Origin of the sequence: Agrobacterium vaccinii, from assembly GCF_021310995.1 — a bacterium.
Classification (GTDB): Bacteria; Pseudomonadota; Alphaproteobacteria; order Rhizobiales; family Rhizobiaceae; genus Agrobacterium; species Agrobacterium vaccinii.
The window spans coordinates 558,471-574,669 of the sequence record NZ_CP054151.1; the positions used below are offsets into that span (position 1 = coordinate 558,471).

The 16,199-nt window shown below is 58.3% G+C and carries 13 protein-coding genes; 4 read left to right on the forward strand and 9 right to left on the reverse strand.

Annotation, left to right across the window (positions count from 1 at the left end):
* Positions 1 to 262: 262 nt before the first annotated feature.
* The 5 genes from HRR99_RS17665 to HRR99_RS17685 are packed head-to-tail and all read right to left on the reverse strand — an operon-like array spanning position 263 to position 6,461.
* On the reverse strand, positions 263 to 1,984 hold the full coding sequence (locus HRR99_RS17665; RefSeq protein ID WP_233124075.1) for an acetyl/propionyl/methylcrotonyl-CoA carboxylase subunit alpha: 1,722 nt from the start codon (positions 1,982 to 1,984) through the stop codon (positions 263 to 265).
* Positions 1,981 to 3,600, reverse strand: a complete 1,620-nt coding sequence (locus tag HRR99_RS17670; RefSeq protein ID WP_233124958.1) for a 5-oxoprolinase subunit B/C family protein — start codon at positions 3,598 to 3,600, stop codon at positions 1,981 to 1,983. Before HRR99_RS17670 ends, HRR99_RS17665 begins: the two co-directional genes overlap by 4 nt.
* 7 nt (positions 3,601 to 3,607) lie before the next feature.
* Complete coding sequence (locus HRR99_RS17675; RefSeq protein ID WP_233124076.1) at positions 3,608 to 4,414, reverse strand: putative hydro-lyase; 807 nt, start codon at positions 4,412 to 4,414, stop codon at positions 3,608 to 3,610.
* 9 nt (positions 4,415 to 4,423) lie between these two features.
* Positions 4,424 to 5,191: a LamB/YcsF family protein gene (locus HRR99_RS17680; RefSeq protein WP_233124077.1), complete on the reverse strand. Its 768-nt coding sequence runs from the start codon at positions 5,189 to 5,191 to the stop codon at positions 4,424 to 4,426.
* Between the two features lie 16 nt (positions 5,192 to 5,207).
* Positions 5,208 to 6,461, reverse strand: coding sequence for an NRAMP family divalent metal transporter (locus tag HRR99_RS17685; RefSeq protein WP_233124078.1), 1,254 nt, complete (start codon positions 6,459 to 6,461; stop codon positions 5,208 to 5,210).
* A gap of 248 nt (positions 6,462 to 6,709) precedes the next feature.
* Here HRR99_RS17685 and HRR99_RS17690 point away from each other — a divergent pair, with 248 nt between their 5' ends.
* The 3 genes from HRR99_RS17690 (at position 6,710) to HRR99_RS17700 (ending at position 9,054) form a co-directional block, all read left to right on the forward strand.
* Positions 6,710 to 7,357 (forward strand): GntR family transcriptional regulator, encoded by a 648-nt coding sequence (locus HRR99_RS17690; RefSeq protein WP_112498258.1) that lies wholly within the window; start codon positions 6,710 to 6,712, stop codon positions 7,355 to 7,357.
* A gap of 103 nt (positions 7,358 to 7,460) precedes the next feature.
* Complete coding sequence (pdxY, locus tag HRR99_RS17695) at positions 7,461 to 8,336, forward strand: pyridoxal kinase PdxY (RefSeq protein ID WP_233124079.1); 876 nt, start codon at positions 7,461 to 7,463, stop codon at positions 8,334 to 8,336.
* Between the two features lie 76 nt (positions 8,337 to 8,412).
* Positions 8,413 to 9,054 (forward strand): carbonic anhydrase, encoded by a 642-nt coding sequence (locus HRR99_RS17700; protein ID WP_112498260.1) that lies wholly within the window; start codon positions 8,413 to 8,415, stop codon positions 9,052 to 9,054.
* Positions 9,055 to 9,080: 26 nt separating this feature from the next.
* On the opposite strand, the gene HRR99_RS17705 is transcribed toward HRR99_RS17700, so the two are convergent.
* Positions 9,081 to 9,896 (reverse strand): lytic murein transglycosylase, encoded by an 816-nt coding sequence (locus HRR99_RS17705; protein WP_422387339.1) that lies wholly within the window; start codon positions 9,894 to 9,896, stop codon positions 9,081 to 9,083.
* A 195-nt stretch (positions 9,897 to 10,091) separates the two neighbouring features.
* A complete protein-coding gene (locus tag HRR99_RS17710; RefSeq protein ID WP_111841199.1) occupies positions 10,092 to 11,126 on the reverse strand; it encodes an aspartate-semialdehyde dehydrogenase in 1,035 nt (344 codons plus the stop codon).
* A gap of 503 nt (positions 11,127 to 11,629) precedes the next feature.
* Here HRR99_RS17710 and HRR99_RS17715 point away from each other — a divergent pair.
* Positions 11,630 to 13,516, forward strand: coding sequence for an MFS transporter (locus HRR99_RS17715; RefSeq protein WP_233124080.1), 1,887 nt, complete (start codon positions 11,630 to 11,632; stop codon positions 13,514 to 13,516).
* A gap of 71 nt (positions 13,517 to 13,587) precedes the next feature.
* Here HRR99_RS17715 and HRR99_RS17720 read toward each other — a convergent pair whose 3' ends face one another.
* Positions 13,588 to 14,994 carry a mannitol dehydrogenase family protein gene (locus HRR99_RS17720; protein ID WP_233124082.1) on the reverse strand — a complete coding sequence of 469 codons (1,407 nt, stop codon included), beginning with the start codon at positions 14,992 to 14,994 and terminating at the stop codon, positions 13,588 to 13,590.
* Positions 14,995 to 14,999: 5 nt separating this feature from the next.
* Positions 15,000 to 16,196, reverse strand: coding sequence for a mannonate dehydratase (uxuA, locus tag HRR99_RS17725; RefSeq protein WP_233124084.1), 1,197 nt, complete (start codon positions 16,194 to 16,196; stop codon positions 15,000 to 15,002).
* Positions 16,197 to 16,199: the final 3 nt, after the last annotated feature.

Here is a 16,199-nt window from a genome sequence, read left to right on the forward strand (position 1 = left end):
TCGAAGCATCCGCCGCGCTCTCCTGCCTCAAGCCCGCAACCCTCGTCCTTCGAGGCTCCGGCTTTGCCTCCGCACCTCTCCTTCGACAGGCTCAGGATGATGGATGAGGGTTGCTGCGTTGCACCGTTGCTCCCGGCATCTGTCTCTCCGAATACGGTCAGATAATTGCCTACAGTCACGTCTGCCATCACCCAATCCCTCATTCTAGCGCTGGCTGGCATCACCCTCCAAGAGCAAGCCAGCCAGCACAATTGAAAAAGGCCTATTCGAAAACGACCACCGTATCTCCCGCCTGAAGGTAGTCACCCTCCTTGACGCGTAGCCGGACTTTGCCGGATTTCGGCGCCGTGATCTGGGTTTCCATCTTCATTGCTTCCATCACAGCGATCAGATCGCCTTCCGATACGGACGCGCCGTCTTCGACCTTGAACGACTGCAAGGTGCCGGATACCGGCGCGAGAATGCCTTCATTCTTGGGCGACACCTTGGCTTTTGCATGTGCCGGGCTACCAGCAGACCCAAGACCCGTAAGCAGAATATGCGGCAACCCAACCGAGACACGTTTTCCGTCGATTTCGAGCCATGTTCGGGTCATCGAGCCGTCATCGGCCAGCGCTGGACGTTCCATAGCGTCAGGCATCTCCGCGAAATCGGTTTCGATCCAGCGCGTATGAACCTTGAAACCGTCCTCACCGATAAAATCTGCGGTTTCCAGCGCGGCGCGATGGAATGGCAAAACGGTCGCAACGCCGTCGATCTGGAATTCCTTCAGAGCGCGACGGGCGCGACGCAGAACCTGCTCGCGGTCGGCACCGGTGACGATCAGTTTCGCCATCAGGGAGTCGAACACGCCGGGTATGGTCGAGCCGGTGACGACGCCGCTATCCAGACGCACGCCGGGGCCGGATGGCGGATCGAAGCGCGTGATGGCACCGGGCGTCGGCAGAAAGCCCCGGCCCGGATCTTCGGCATTGATGCGGAATTCCATAGAGTGACCCCGCGGCTCAGGGGTTTCGAGAACACGCAAGGGATGCCCCTCGGCAATCCTGAACTGCTCGATAACAAGATCGATGCCGGTGGTTTCTTCGGTGACCGGATGCTCCACCTGAAGGCGGGTATTGACTTCGAGGAACGAGATCGTGCCGTCGATGCCAAGCAGAAACTCGACCGTGCCAGCCCCTGAATAGCCAGCCGCCGCACAGATGGCTTTGGCGGAATCGTGAATTTTCTGGCGTTGCTGCGGCTCCAGAAACGGAGCGGGCGCCTCTTCGATCAGTTTCTGATTGCGACGCTGGAGCGAGCAGTCGCGCGTGCCCAGTACGACGACATTGCCATGCTTGTCCGCAATGACCTGCGCCTCGATGTGGCGGGGACGATCGAGGAAGCGTTCGAGAAAGCATTCACCGCGACCGAATGCGACCGTGGCTTCACGCACGGCCGAATCGTAGAGATCGGCAATCTCTTCCATTTTCCAGGCGACCTTGATGCCACGTCCGCCACCACCATGGGCGGCCTTGATGGCGACCGGCAGGCCATGCTGCTGGGCAAAGGCGGTGACTTCCGCTGCGGTCGCAACCGGACCATCGCTGCCTGCAACCAGAGGAGCGCCAACGCTGGTCGCGATGCGCCGCGCTTCCACTTTATCGCCGAGAACCTTAATGACATCCGGGTCAGGCCCGATCCAGATCAGCCCGGCATCTATGACGGCTTGCGCGAATTCGGCCCGCTCAGACAGGAAGCCGTAACCGGGGTGCACAGCATCTGCGCCGGAGCGCTTGGCAATGGCAATCAGCTTTTCGATATTGAGATAGGTTTCTGCCGGGCGAACGCCGTCAAGACCATAGGCTTCGTCGGCCTGACGCACAAAAAGCGCATCCTGATCGGGATCGGCATAGACGGCTACGGAACCGATACCGTAATCACGACAGGCGCGAACGATACGCACGGCGATCTCGCCGCGATTGGCAATCAGTACTTTTTTCATCGTTCTTCTCCCGAAAACTCTGCGGTTTTGCTCGCCGCGATCTCGGCGAATGGCCCAAGCGGGCGAAACTGGATTTTGGCGTTGACGGGTATCTGGCCCGCCAGATCGAGGTGATATTCCGCCACCGCACCAATGACCGGATATCCACCCGTCAGCGGGTGATCGGCCAGAAACAGCACCGGCTGACCGCTGTGTGGTATCTGGATTGCGCCGGTTGCCGTGCCTTCGCTCGGCAGTTCCGCACTGTCCTTGCGCTCCACCGGCACCTCACCGGCAAGACGAATGCCGACGCGGCTGGACTGCGGCGTGACCTGCCAGTGCTGGCTCGTCAGGGTGTCGATACCCTTTTGCGTGAACCAGTCCGTACGCGGCCCAAGGACAACGTCGAGGGTCACGACATCGCCTGCCTTCGGCAGATCAAAGGCCGGAACTTCGTCGATGGAGACGCTCGCAAGGCTTTCTTTCTGGTGTCTCAGCGCGAGGATGGTTCCTGCGACGACGACATCAGGGCCGACCACCGCCAGCGTATCTGTCGCCGCGCTGCCCAGAACCGGAGCAACCTTGAACCCACCGCGCACGGCCAGATAGGAGCGCATGCCCTTGGTTGGGTTGGCGAAGGAAACCACATCGCCCGGCTCGAGAGAAATCGGCACATAAGGGCTCGCCTCGAAGCTCTGTTCCCCTGACTGAACGGTAATCACGCAGTTCGCGCCCGCAATACCTATGACCGCACGGCTGGTGCTTTTAAAGGAGAAGCCACCCAGTGTGATTTCAAGGCAGGGCGTATTGGATGGATTGCCGACGATGCGATTGGCCGTATTAAATGCCGATCGATCCAGCGCACCGGAGGCCGAGACGCCCTGACCTGTCTGGCCGAACCGTCCCAGATCCTGAAACAGGGCGGGCATGGGCGCCGCCAAGACCTCGAAATGCGCATCATCCCTGCTGGGCACGGGCTTGGTGGCCGCGGAGTTTTGTTGCGGCGTGTGAACGTTAACCGCGCCTCTCGCCATATCCACGAAGCGGACACGGTAACCGGGCTGGAACAGCGCGCCCGGCTCGCGCTCGATATCCCACATCTTCAGCGGGGTGGTGCCGATGATCTGCCAGCCGCCGGGACTGTTCTGCGGATAGACGCCACTGAACGCACCAGCGAGCGCAACTGAACCAGCGGGTATCCGCGTCCTTGGGCTTTGACGGCGCGGCACGTGCAGGGCTGGGTCACCGCCCACGAGATAACCAAAGCCCGGTGCAAAGCCGCAAAAGGCGACGGTGAATTCGCTGTCCGTATGTCGCTGGATAACCTCCTCGACGGTCAGACCAGTCAGCTCGGCGACATCGGCCAGATCTTCGCCGTTATATTGAACGGGAATTTCGACGAGCTTGTCGGATGGGGCGATTTTTGCGGAGAGATCGCGCGTGGAGATGTTTGCTGCGAGCGCTTGCGCCGTGATCGTTTCCGGGCGGAAACGGATCATCAACGTGCGGGCCGCCGGAACGGTCTCTTCCAGACCGTCGATTGGGTCTGCCTCAAGCGAGGCAAACAGGGCGAGCGTTTGATCGAGATCGGCGAGTTCCACCAGAATGGTCGTGAGGCTGACGGGTAAGAAGCGCATCTTGTCCTCACGCATGGTAGGCAGAATCGGGAATGTCGGTGATGAACATATGGCCGGGCGAATGGGTGATCGCAAAGGGCACGCCCGATGCCATGACCGCCGCCTGCGGCGTTACTCCACACGCCCAGAACACCGGCACTTCGCCGGGTTTGATCCGCACCGCATCGCCAAAGTCCGGCTTGGCCAGATCGGCAATGCCGATCTCTGCGGGGGAGCCGACATGAACGGGTGCCCCATGGACGGCGGGAAAGCGCCCGGAAATGGTTGCGGCGTCCGCCACGCGCGAGGCGGAAATGGGGCGCATGGAAACGACCATATTGCCCTTCAACCGGCCTGCCGGACGGCAGGGCTGGTCGGTCAGATACATCGGCACATTGCACTTGTCCGTCATGTGGCGGATTTCGATGCCCGCTTCCACCATCGGCGTCTCGAAGGTGAAGCTGCACCCGATAAGGAAGGCGACGAGATCATCGCGTTCGGCCCAGGCGCTCGTACCATCTGCCGTTTCCTCGACCAGCTTACCATCCCGCCATATGCGATAAAGCGGCAGATCGGTGCGAAGATCGGCACCGGGCGCCAGCAACGTTGTCGGCACACCGGGGTCGGACACATCCAGCACCGGGCAAGGCTTCGGGTTGCGCTGCGCGTATAGCAGAAAATCAAACGCCCAATCGCGCGGTAGCACGATCATATTGGCCTGCGTGAAGCCGGGAGCGATGCCGGATGTCGGTGAAACCAGACCGTTGCGGTAATCGTCGCGCGCTTTGCGGGCAGCGGTCGCATCCGTGTGGAGGTAGGATGTCGGGATCGTCATGAACGCGCCTTACTTGCTGGAAGTGAAAGAACGGATGTCGATGCCTTCGGCTTCGAAACGCTGGCGAATGGTTTGCGCGATGGCGACCGCACCGGGGCTATCGCCATGGACGCAGATCGATTGCGCCTCGATTTTGATGATGCTGCCATCGATAGCTTCGAGCGTGCCTTCACGGGCAAGCTGAACCATGCGGGCTGCAATTTTTTCCGCATCATGCAGCACGGCACCGGCTTCACGGCGGGACACGAGTTGACCTTGCGGCGTATAGGCCCGGTCGGCGAAGGCTTCCGCCACCACCGCAAGGCCAGACTTGCGAGCAAGATCCAAAATGGGCGCATTGGCAAGCCCCATCAGAACCAGCGACGGATCGATGGCCTTGATGCCATCGATCACCGCTTGGCCTTGCTTCGCATCATTGGCGATGCGGTTATACAGCGCGCCATGCGGTTTGACGTAACGCACTGCCGTGCCCGCTGCCGCCGCTATACCCTTCAGCGCGCCTATCTGATAGATGACATCGGCGATCAGTTCTTCCGAGGTTACATCCAGATCGCGGCGGCCAAAGCCGACGCGGTCCGGGTAGGAGACATGGGCTCCAATGACGACACCTTTTTCGGCGGCGGCTTTGACGGTGCGGTAAATGCCCGCCGGGTCGCCTGCATGAAAACCGCAGGCGATGTTGGCGCTGGAAACGACCGACAACATCGCGCCGTCGTCACCCATGCTCCATGCACCATAGCTTTCGCCGAGGTCACTGTTCAGATCAATGGAAGCCATGTTTATCTCTCCCTTTTTAGTAGCCGAGCAATGCGAAGATCGCACCGGCGGACTTGTAGGCCATATACCATGTCAGGCAGCAGGTGAGCGCACCCAGAACCAGCAGCCAACGTGGATAGTGGTAGCCGTGCATGAGATCGGAACGCTTCCATGCTGCAAACAGCAGGATGGAGAGACCGATGGGCAGCACGAGACCGTTGAGACCACCAACGAACACAAGCATTGCCGCAGGCGGTGTGGTCATGATGATATAGGCAATCAGCGAGATGGCGATGAAGATGACCGTTGCAAGGTTGCGCTGACGTTCGCTCATAGCCGGTTTGAAGGCGGTGAGGAATGACACGGACGTGTAGGCAGCGCCGATGATGCTTGTCATAGCGGACGCCAGGAACACGGCACCGAACAGGCGATAACCGATATCACCAGACGCAGCGCGGAACGCCTGACCCGCCGGATTGGCACCCTTGCCGGAAAGGTCGATGACGACGCCGGATGCCACGACGCCAAGAATGGCCAAAAACAGGATGTAGCGAAGGACACCGGTAATCGCGATACCGCTCAAGGCTGCGCGGTTGACGGCGCCGATGTTTTCAACACCGACCGTTCCCTTGTCCAGCAGGCGGTGTGCGCCAGCGTAGGTGATGTAACCGCCAACGGTACCACCGACGATCGTCGTGATCGTTACGAAATCGATGGTGTCCGGCAGGAAGGTCTGACGGAATGCATCGGCAACAGGAGGGCCGGAAACAAATACCGCGTAGAGAATGAGAGCGAGTTTGACAAAAGCTGCGACGTAAACGACGCGATCCATGGCAACGCCAGCACGGCGCGACAGGAAGATACCGATCGCCACCAGTGCGGCAATGGCTCCACCAATTTTCGGATCGAGGTCGATCATCGCGTTCAGGCCCAGGCCTGCACCGCCGATGTTGCCAATGTTAAAAAACAAGCCGCCGATAATAACGAGGATGGCAAGCAAGTAACCGGAACCCGGGATGGCAGCATTGGCAATGGCCGGAGCGCGCATCCGCGTAACGGTGATGATGCGCCAAACATTGGCCTGCACCACGAAATCAATAAGAATGGAAATGATAATCGCGAAAGCGAAGGCCGCGCCGAGCTTGACCGTAAAGTTCGCTGTCTGCGTGATGAAGCCCGGTCCAACTGCCGACATCGACATCAGGAACATTGCCGATAACAGCGCGTAACGCTGTTTTTTTGATTTTTGCGCAGCCGTTTCCACGGCCGCTTGCGGCACACCTTTTCCCATGGATTTTCTCCGTATTGCTCCGCCCCTCGCGGATGCATTGAAGTGATCTTGGCGTCATCTACAAAATTGTCAATATTGTTGAACAATAAAAATATATCGTTCTTTCATTCTGCGCAATATTTGGGACGCTTGCGCGCAAAATGAGCATGATTTTTACGCCAGCTGTGCAAAATTTATGATACTGCAAGCGCGATAGTCGTTGCTCAACCTGACTCATACGGTTGCAGATCGGGATAGAAGGAAACCTCATGACTGAAGCTTTGCCGCTGGCCGACCGCGTGGCCAAGGACATTCGTGAGCTTCTGATCACCGGTGTCCTTTCACCCGGCCAGCGCCTGTCGGAAGCTGCTTTCAGCGAAAGGCTTGACGTCTCTCGCAATTCGCTCCGCGAGGCATTCCGGCTTTTGACCAAGGACGGCCTTTTGCGACACGAAGCCAATCGTGGCGTCTTCGTCTCCGTGCCCAGCACCGACTCCATCATCGACATCTATCGTGTCCGGCGCATGCTGGAATGTGGGGCCCTGCGACAGGCATGGCCCAAGCATCCCGCCACCGCAGTCATGCGTAGGGCGGTTGAAGAGGCGAAACGAACGCGCGATCTCGGAGAATGGCGCGACGTTGGTAGCGCCAACATGAAGTTTCATGCCGCAGTGGTCGATCTCTCCGACAGCAGCAGACTGAGCGATTTTTACGAGCGGGTGGCCGCCGAGCTTCGCCTCAGTTTCGGACTGCTGAACGATCCCGAGCAACTGCACTCACCGTTCGTGGATATGAACGACCAGATTCTTGGGCTCGTGGAGCAGGGTCTTGTCGGCGAGGCGGCAGTACAGATGGAGCGCTACCTCGACCTTTCCGAACGCACGGTTTTGAAAGCGCTGGAGCGGGCCGCGAAATAACATTGCAGTGGAAAGCCCCGTGTCGATATGCCATGAGGTTTTGACAATGCGTCCGTGGAAGAGCGTCTAAGCGCTTTCGGTTGCCAAGCTGAACGAGTGTGCCATGCAGGATAATACCAACGGGTCCGTCATCGTCATTTCCAGCCACGTCATGCGCGGCTCCGTCGGCAACAGGGCTGCAGTATTCGGACTGGAAACGCTGGGCTTTCCCGTCTGGGCCGTGCCGACAATTGTCATGCCCTGGCACCCCGGGCACGGACCGTCCACGAGATTGCGCTTCGACAATGGCGAGTTCGACAAGGCCATGCTGGATTTGGAGGGGTCGAAATGGGCAGGTGAAGTGCGCGCCATCCTGACCGGTTATTTCGGCAGCGCCGATCAGGTGCGTTCCGTGGCAAGGCTCATCCGCACCATGAAAGAGCGCAACCCCGATATCATCTATGTCTGCGACCCCGTCATGGGCGACAAGGGCGGGCTCTACGTGCCACTGGAAACCGCCCAAGCCATTCGCGACGAACTGATTCCGCTAGCGACCGTGTCTACACCCAACCGCTATGAACTGGCCTGGATGAGCGGCGCGGAACTCGAAACCAACAATGAAATCATGGATGCGGCTCTGGCGTTGGGTCCACCGAAAATGCTTGTTACCTCTGCCGTACCGATGATGGCGGGCGGTATCGGCAATCTTTTCCTCAGCGGACGACACGCGCTTTTGGCCGAGCATCGCTCGATCGAAAATGTGCCGAATGGACTGGGCGATCTTCTTGCAGCGCTGTTCCTGGCGCGACTATTGCAGGGAATGGATGACGAAAAGGCGCTGCAACTGGCCACCGCAAGTGTATTTGAAGTGCTGGCGCGGACAATGAAGCGCGGACTGAACGAGCTGACACTGGAGACCGACGCTTCCAGCCTTTCCACACCCATGGCCATGGTGCAGATGCGTCATCTCTTGCATCCTTCACGAAGCAAGCGCAAATAGCGACACGAAAAACGGGTTTTTAACGCGCCGGGCTCCATTATCGATCCCGGCCCCAAGACAACGGTCCTGCGATATCATGAAAGATTTTCCAGAATACCTACTCAACGGCTACAAGAACTTCATGAGTGGCCGTTACGTCGATGAGCGCGAAAGATATCGCGCTTTGGCGGAAACAGGGCAGAAGCCGCAGACCCTTTTCATCGCCTGCTGTGACTCCCGATCTGCGCCGGAAACGATTTTCGACTGCGGACCGGGCGAACTCTTCGTGATGAGAAACGTCGCCAATATGGTGCCGCCATTCGAGCCGGACGGCCAGTTCCACGCCACATCTGCCGCCATCGAATATGCCGTGCAGGTCTTGAAGGTCAAGGACATCGTCGTCATGGGACATGGCCGCTGCGGCGGTATTCAGGCCGCGCTCGACCCTAACTTCGAGTCGTTGTCTCCGGGCGACTTTATCGGCAAATGGATGAACATGGTCAAATCAGCAGCCGAACAGATCCAGAGCAACGACGTGATGACATCGTCGGAGCGTCAGACCGCGCTGGAGCGTGTTTCAATCCGCAATTCCATCAACAATCTGCGCGGTTTCCCCTTCGTCAAGGCGCAGGAAGTTGCTGGAAAGGTCAAGCTTCACGGCGCATGGTTCGACATCTCGACTGGCGAGCTGTGGGTCATGGACAGCAAAACGGGCGACTTTCGCCGCCCGGAAGTATGATCGCAATATAAGTATCGGCGGCCAGCTTATTGGCCGTCGATAGCCTTGCCGATATAGGCGATGGATTGCTGATAGACGCTTGCGGCGTTCCAGCCCTGAATGGCCGAAAAGTTCGACTGACCCTGCTGATACCCTGCACCGCGCTGCCAGCCATGGCCAACAAGGAAGTTAGCCGTTGAGGCCAGAGCATCGGCGCGCGAACCGACGAGATCGATGCGACCGTTGCGGTCGAAGTCCACACCGTAGCGAAGAACATTGAGCGGCAGGAACTGCGTCTGGCCGATTTCGCCGTGTGCTGCACCCTTTGCTGTCACACTCAGATTGCCGCTGGCAACCAGTTTCAGAGCAGCATAGAGCTGTTCGGTAAAGTAGTCCGAACGACGGCAGTCATAGGACAGGGTTGCGACAGCAGACAGCGTGTGCTGGTTGCCCATAAAGCCGCCGAAGCCTGTTTCCATGCCCCAGATCGCCAGAAGCGGGCCTGCTGGAACGCCATAGGCGCGTTCGATATTGGCAAACAGAGCCGCATTGTTCTTCTTCATCGCTTTGCCGCGAGAAATAATGGCCTGTCCGCCACGCTTTTGCATGAACTGGTCGAAGGACAGTTTGAAGCTGTGCTGACCGCGATCCGCACGGATCGTAGCCTGATTGTAGGACACGCCGGAGAATGCGCGGTCGAGAACCGAACCGCTGATACCACGGCCTGCGGCCTCCTGCTTGAACGCGCCCACCCAGGCATCGAAGCCCGCCGACGTATTACCGCACTGCGCCGCCAGAACGGGCGTTGCCGCCAGTGCTGCGACCATTACCACGCCAACGGAAAAAGCCTTCATTGCCCGCATCAGATTTTGCCTTCAAATTCGTTTGGGATCATGCCCAGCGCTGTTGTGAGACCAGAGAGAAATCACCGGATTTTAAATTGCCCGCCATCATCATAACCAGCAAATAAACTGCCCGTGATAAAGAACAAACTAAAAACCCGCCCATTTCACTCATGGAATGGACGGGTTATAGTTAATAGTTGTTAAAAAACCGTATCAGGCAGCGACCTTGCGTGGCTTGATAAGGCCGCGATTAACCAGAAGCTCGGCAATCTGGATCGCGTTCAGCGCTGCACCCTTGCGCAGGTTATCCGAAACAACCCAGATGTTCAGGCCATTTTCGACCGTTGCATCTTCGCGGATGCGCGAAATATAGGTCGCGTCTTCGCCAGCGCATTCAACCGGAGTGATGTAGCCGCCGTTTTCATGCTTGTCGATAACGAGGCAGCCTGGGGCTTCGCGCAGGATATCGCGAGCCTGATCGGCAGTGATTTCGTTTTCGAATTCGATGTTGACGGATTCAGAATGGCCGATGAAAACCGGAACGCGCACGGCAGTGCAGGTCACCTTGATCTTCGGGTCCAGCATCTTTTTGGTTTCGGCCAGAACCTTCCACTCTTCCTTCGTGTATCCGTCTTCCATGAACACATCGATGTGCGGAATGACGTTGAAGGCGATGCGCTTGGTAAACTTCTTGGTCTCGACTGGGTCGGCGACGAAGACGGCGCGTGTCTGCTGGAACAGTTCGTCCATGCCTTCCTTGCCGGCACCGGACACCGACTGGTAGGTGGAGACGACGACGCGCTTGATCGTTGCGGCATCATGCAAAGGCTTCAAGGCAACGACGAGCTGTGCCGTGGAGCAATTGGGGTTGGCAATGATATTACGCTTGCGGAAACCTTCGATGGCATCGGCGTTGACTTCGGGAACGATCAACGGAACGTCCTGATCGTAGCGCCATGCGGAAGAGTTATCGATGACGACGCAGCCCTGCGCGCCGATTTTAGGCGACCACTTCTTCGAGACATCGCCGCCAGCAGACATCAGGCAGATGTCGGTGTCGGAGAAATCGTAGTTCTCCATGTTGGATACCTTCAGCGTGCGGTCGCCATAGGAGACTTCCGTGCCTTGGCTGCGAGCGGATGCCAGCGCCACGACTTCATCAGCCGGAAACCCGCGCTCGGCAAGAATATTGAGCATTTCACGACCGACATTGCCGGTAGCGCCTGCGATTGCAACTTTGAAACCCATGATCAAGCTCTCTTTCTGCCTCTCCTCTTTTTTGGTGAGGGGACCCCGCAAATCGGCGGGTTCCTTCTTCCCCGACCAAACCGGGGAGAGAGCGGCGGGCCAGAGACGTTAGACGGTTTTAATCGTCGTTTTGGCCGTAATTCGGATGGAAACAGAAAAGCACGAGTGATCACCGACAGGCTGTGCCGGGTTTTGCATGACAACTATGTTGTGCATGTGTTCGATCAAGTTCGCGCTCCTTTTCGAGGCAAAGCTATTATGGTGTTTGTATTTTCTGTCAAGCGCAAACGCACGGCAATTTGGTCTTCGGCGGAAGCAATTCGGTGATCTGTGGCTGCAACGGGGCCCGGCGAAATTAGACTAAAGTCATAAGCCGAAAGCATCGCTCTTCCTTTTGTTAATTTTCTGTCAAGCTGTTGCAAGGTGCATCGTGCCGAAAGGGCAGTCCGGGGGAGAAACGGGCTGCTGCGATGTGTCATTCATATATCTGTGGAGGACAGACAATGGCGAATGTAGCAACCGCGACAGCGGAGAAAGCCCGTCCGATGACGGGGGAAGAGAAGAAGGTGATTTTCGCCTCTTCTCTGGGAACAGTGTTCGAGTGGTACGACTTTTATCTCTACGGCTCGCTGGCCATCTATATCGGTGCGAACTTCTTCAGCCAGTATCCTGAAACAACGCGCAACATTTTCGCTCTTCTCGCCTTTGCGGCAGGCTTTCTCGTTCGCCCTTTCGGTGCGCTTGTGTTCGGACGGCTGGGCGATCTCGTCGGTCGTAAATACACCTTCCTCGTTACCATCCTGATCATGGGCTTCTCGACGTTTCTCGTCGGCGTTCTGCCAAACGCATCGCAGATCGGCATTGCGGCTCCGATTATCCTGATCGTTCTGCGTATGTTGCAGGGTCTTGCTTTGGGGGGTGAATATGGCGGTGCGGCAACCTACGTCGCCGAACATGCCCCCAATGGCCGTCGCGGCTACTACACATCTTGGATTCAGACGACAGCGACCCTTGGTCTCTTCCTGTCGCTCGTGGTCATTCTCGGCGTACAATTTGCTTTGGGGCGTGAAGCCTTTGCTGACTGGGGCTGGCGCATTCCGTTCCTGCTGTCGGTCATCCTGCTTGGCGTTTCCGTCTGGATCCGCCTGAAAATGAGCGAATCCCCTGCCTTCAAAAAGATGAAGGAAGAGGGCAAGACCTCCAAGGCGCCGCTCAGCGAAGCCTTTGGCCAGTGGAAGAACGCCAAGATCGCAATCATCGCACTCGTCGGCGCCGTCATCGGTCAGGCTGTCGTCTGGTACACGGGCCAGTTCTACGCGCTGTTCTTCCTGCAAAGCATTCTGAAGGTGGATGGTCAGTCGGCCAATATCATGGTTGCCTGCGCTCTCATCCTCGGAACAGGCTTCTTCGTTCTGTTCGGATGGCTCTCCGACAAGATCGGCCGCAAGCCCATCATCATGGCAGGTCTCGTTCTGGCCATGTTGACCTATTTCCCGCTGTTCAAAGCACTGACCTGGGCCGGTAACCCTGCCCTTGCGCAGGCGCAGGCTTCGGTTCGCGCCACGGTGACGGCTGCTCCCGGCGATTGCCGCTTCCAGTTCAACCCGACGGGTACGGCTAAATTCACCACGTCTTGCGATATCGCAACCTCGTTCCTCACCAGAAACTCTGTACCTTACGATGTCGTCGCCGGTCCGGCTGGCCAGCCTGCAACCGTCAAGATCGGTGAGCAGACCATCACGAGCTATGATGCTGTTGCCGCGGGTGCAAACGCCGCTGCAAATGATCGCGCATTCCAGAAGCAGATCAACATCGCGCTTCACGATGGTGGTTATCCGCTGGTTCGCGGTGCCGCTCAGGTCCCGGCTGCAAAGCTGGATGCCTTCGTTGCTGCCAACCCGGAACTTAGCCTCAATGCCGATACGGTTCGCGCCACTCCGGCAAAGACCATACCGGCAGACAAGCTGGTTGCAGACAAGTTGCTGACCCCGGCCGAGCTCAACGGCGCGACTGAAATGGCCGTCTACACGGTTGCCGGTGGCGGTGCGTTCACGATGGTCGCCGATCCTGCTGCCGTCAACTGGATCGCTATCATCGCCGTTCTAACCGTGCTCGTCATCTACGTGACGATGGTCTACGGCCCGATTGCAGCGCTTCTGGTCGAACTCTTCCCTACCCGCATTCGCTACACCGGCATGTCCCTGCCCTACCACATCGGTAACGGCTGGTTCGGTGGCTTGCTGCCTGCAACGGCGTTCGCCATGAGTGCTGCCAAGGGCGATATCTATTACGGCCTCTGGTATCCGATCATTTTCGCAGGCATCACACTGGTCATCGGCCTGCTGTTCCTGCCGGAAACCAAGGATCGCGACATCCACAAGATGGATTAATCGCACCCGCTGAAACACAAAACCCGGCAAGTCGATTGCCGGGTTTTTCAATGTCCTGACAGTAATTGCCGTCAACGGTTCAAGGCGGCCAGTTCACCGTTGACGAGATCGCGCCATGCACGGTTTTCGACCAGCGGCGTCGGAAACAGTCCCTTGACCGAGAAGAGAAACGCCGAGGGGTCGTTGTCATCCACATTCCGTGCGGCAGCCAGAATGTCGTCCCGTCTGGGATCGTTGAGATCGCCGCGTTTGTGGATAGACGCAATCCAGAGTGCCACGACATAGGCGAATTCCGCACCATACCCGCCAGCCTCAAGAGTCTCTATCGCTGCAGCCAGAATGCGCTGCGGCAGTTTTTGGCTGGTGTCCATGGCAATCTGAGCGTTGCGATGGGCAATAGTGGGATTGGCAAAACGCTCCAGCAACTGGTTTCGGTAGGATGGCAGATCGATGCCCGGCACCGCATCCAGCGTTGCTGTCGCGGCTTCCATATGCCGCTCCACCTTGGCCACGAATTCGGGCACGGCCATTACGTCTCTTACGAATTCCAGATCGTGCAGAATGCCAAGATGCGCAATCAGCGTGTGCGACCCATTCAGCAATCGCAGTTTCATGTCTTCATACGGCACCACAGACTGTGCAAACACCGCGCCTGCACCTTCCCAGGCCGGGCGCCCCGAAACAAAATCGTCTTCGATGACCCATTGCATGAACGGTTCCGTCTCGATGGCAAGCTTGTCTTCCACACCCAGCAAGGATGCTGCGCGGGCCCGCGTTTCATCCGTCGCTGCGGGAACGATGCGGTCCACCATGCTGCATGGGAATTTGCCTTCCTGCGAAATCCACTGCGCCAGTTCCGGGTCACGAAACGTTGCCATTTCCAGCACCAGACGGCGTACGACGTGACCGTTGGACGGCAGGTTATCGCAGCAAAGAACAGTATAGGGCGGCAAGCCTTTCTCCCTACGCCGCGCAAGGCCTTCGACGATGAACCCGATCACGCCCTTGGGTGAATGGGGGCTGGCCTTATCCGCCGCGATGGCGGGGTGGGCCATGTCCAGCCCGCCAGTGACGGGATCCAGTCCGTAGGCTTTCTCACTGACCGTCAGGGTCACGATGCGGGTGTTGGGGCTGGCGAGATAGTCCAGCACGTCATCAGCCCGTTCTGCGGCACAGAGCCAGTCAACGGTTACACCCATGATCTGCGCATCGTCACCCTCAGCACCACGTACGATGATGGAATAGAGGCCATCCTGTTGTTCAAGGGCGCGGACCGGCTCCGGGGAGCGCAGGTTGACGGCGACGATGCCCCAAGGGCCGAAGCTCTTCTCGATCGCTTTTTGCGTGAAGACGGCCTGATGCGCGCGGTGAAAGGCGCCAAGACCGATATGAACGATGCCAGGTTTCAACGCCGCGCGGTCAAAAGCGGGCTTCGTCACGTTAGGCTTCAGATGGGTTGAATTGGACAGCGTCGTCATAAGGGTCAGTTCCTTCCGAATTGCGGGTGGAGAAGCGCACGCTCTATGCCGCGCAGTTCTGCCAGACCCTTGAGACGCCCGATGGCAGGATAACCGGGCTGCGCGCCGCGCTGAAGGTCATCGAGAATTTCCTGACCGTGGTCGGGGCGCATGGCGATGCGATGGTCCCCCCGCCCTTCGGCACGGCGGCGTTTTTCTTCGTCCAGCAGGGCAGCGATGACCGCAACCATATCGGTTGATCCTTCCAGATGCTCGTCTTCAAAAAAGGAGCACGGCACCGTGTCCGTATCCCGGGTCACATTGCGTAGGTGCACGAAGTGAATGCGATCCGCAAATCGTCGAGCGATCATGGGCAGGTCATTGTCTGCCCGCGCACCCAGTGAACCGGTACACAGTGTCACGCCATTTGCCCGACTATCGACCTGGCCGAGCATATGCGCATAGTCGGATTCGGTGGACAGGATGCGTGGCAGGCCCAGCAGAGGCCATGGCGGATCGTCCCCGTGGGCGCAGATATTGATACCGACCTCTTCGGCAACCGGGACCACCTGCGACAGAAAATCCACCAGATTTGCCTGAAGCCGTAGCCGGTCGACACCCTGATAGGAGCGCAGTTTTTCAAGAAGTTGATCCAGCGTGTAGCCATCCGCAGACCCCGGCAGGCCCGCACCGATATTGACGCTGAGCGCGATGACCTTGGTATCGGGCATCTCCGAAAACCGCCGCGCGGCTTCTTCGGTAAGCCAGTCGGGATAATCGGCACGCGCATCCGGGCGCTTCAGAATGTGGATATCGAAGGCTACGAAATCCGTCAGGTCGAAGCGCATCGCCTTTGCACCATGGCGCGTATCCCACCGCAGATCGGTGCGCGTCCAGTCCAGTATTGGCATGAAATTGTAGCAGACGGTGCGAATACCCGTCGCGGACAGGCGTCTTAGCGTCTCCTGCCAATGGGCGATATGCGCTTTCCAGTCACCGCTCTGCGTCTTGATGTCTTCCGACACAGGCACGCTTTCCACAACGTCCCAATAGAGACCGCCCGCCTTGATCTCGTCATGCCTTTTCGCAATCTCGTCAACCGGCCAAACTGCGCCCGTTTCGATGTGATGCAGCGCGCTGACGATGCCGTCAGCGCCTGCCTGCGCGGCATCCCGCACGGAAACCTTATCCACAGGCCCAAACCAGCGCCATGTATGCTTCATCTT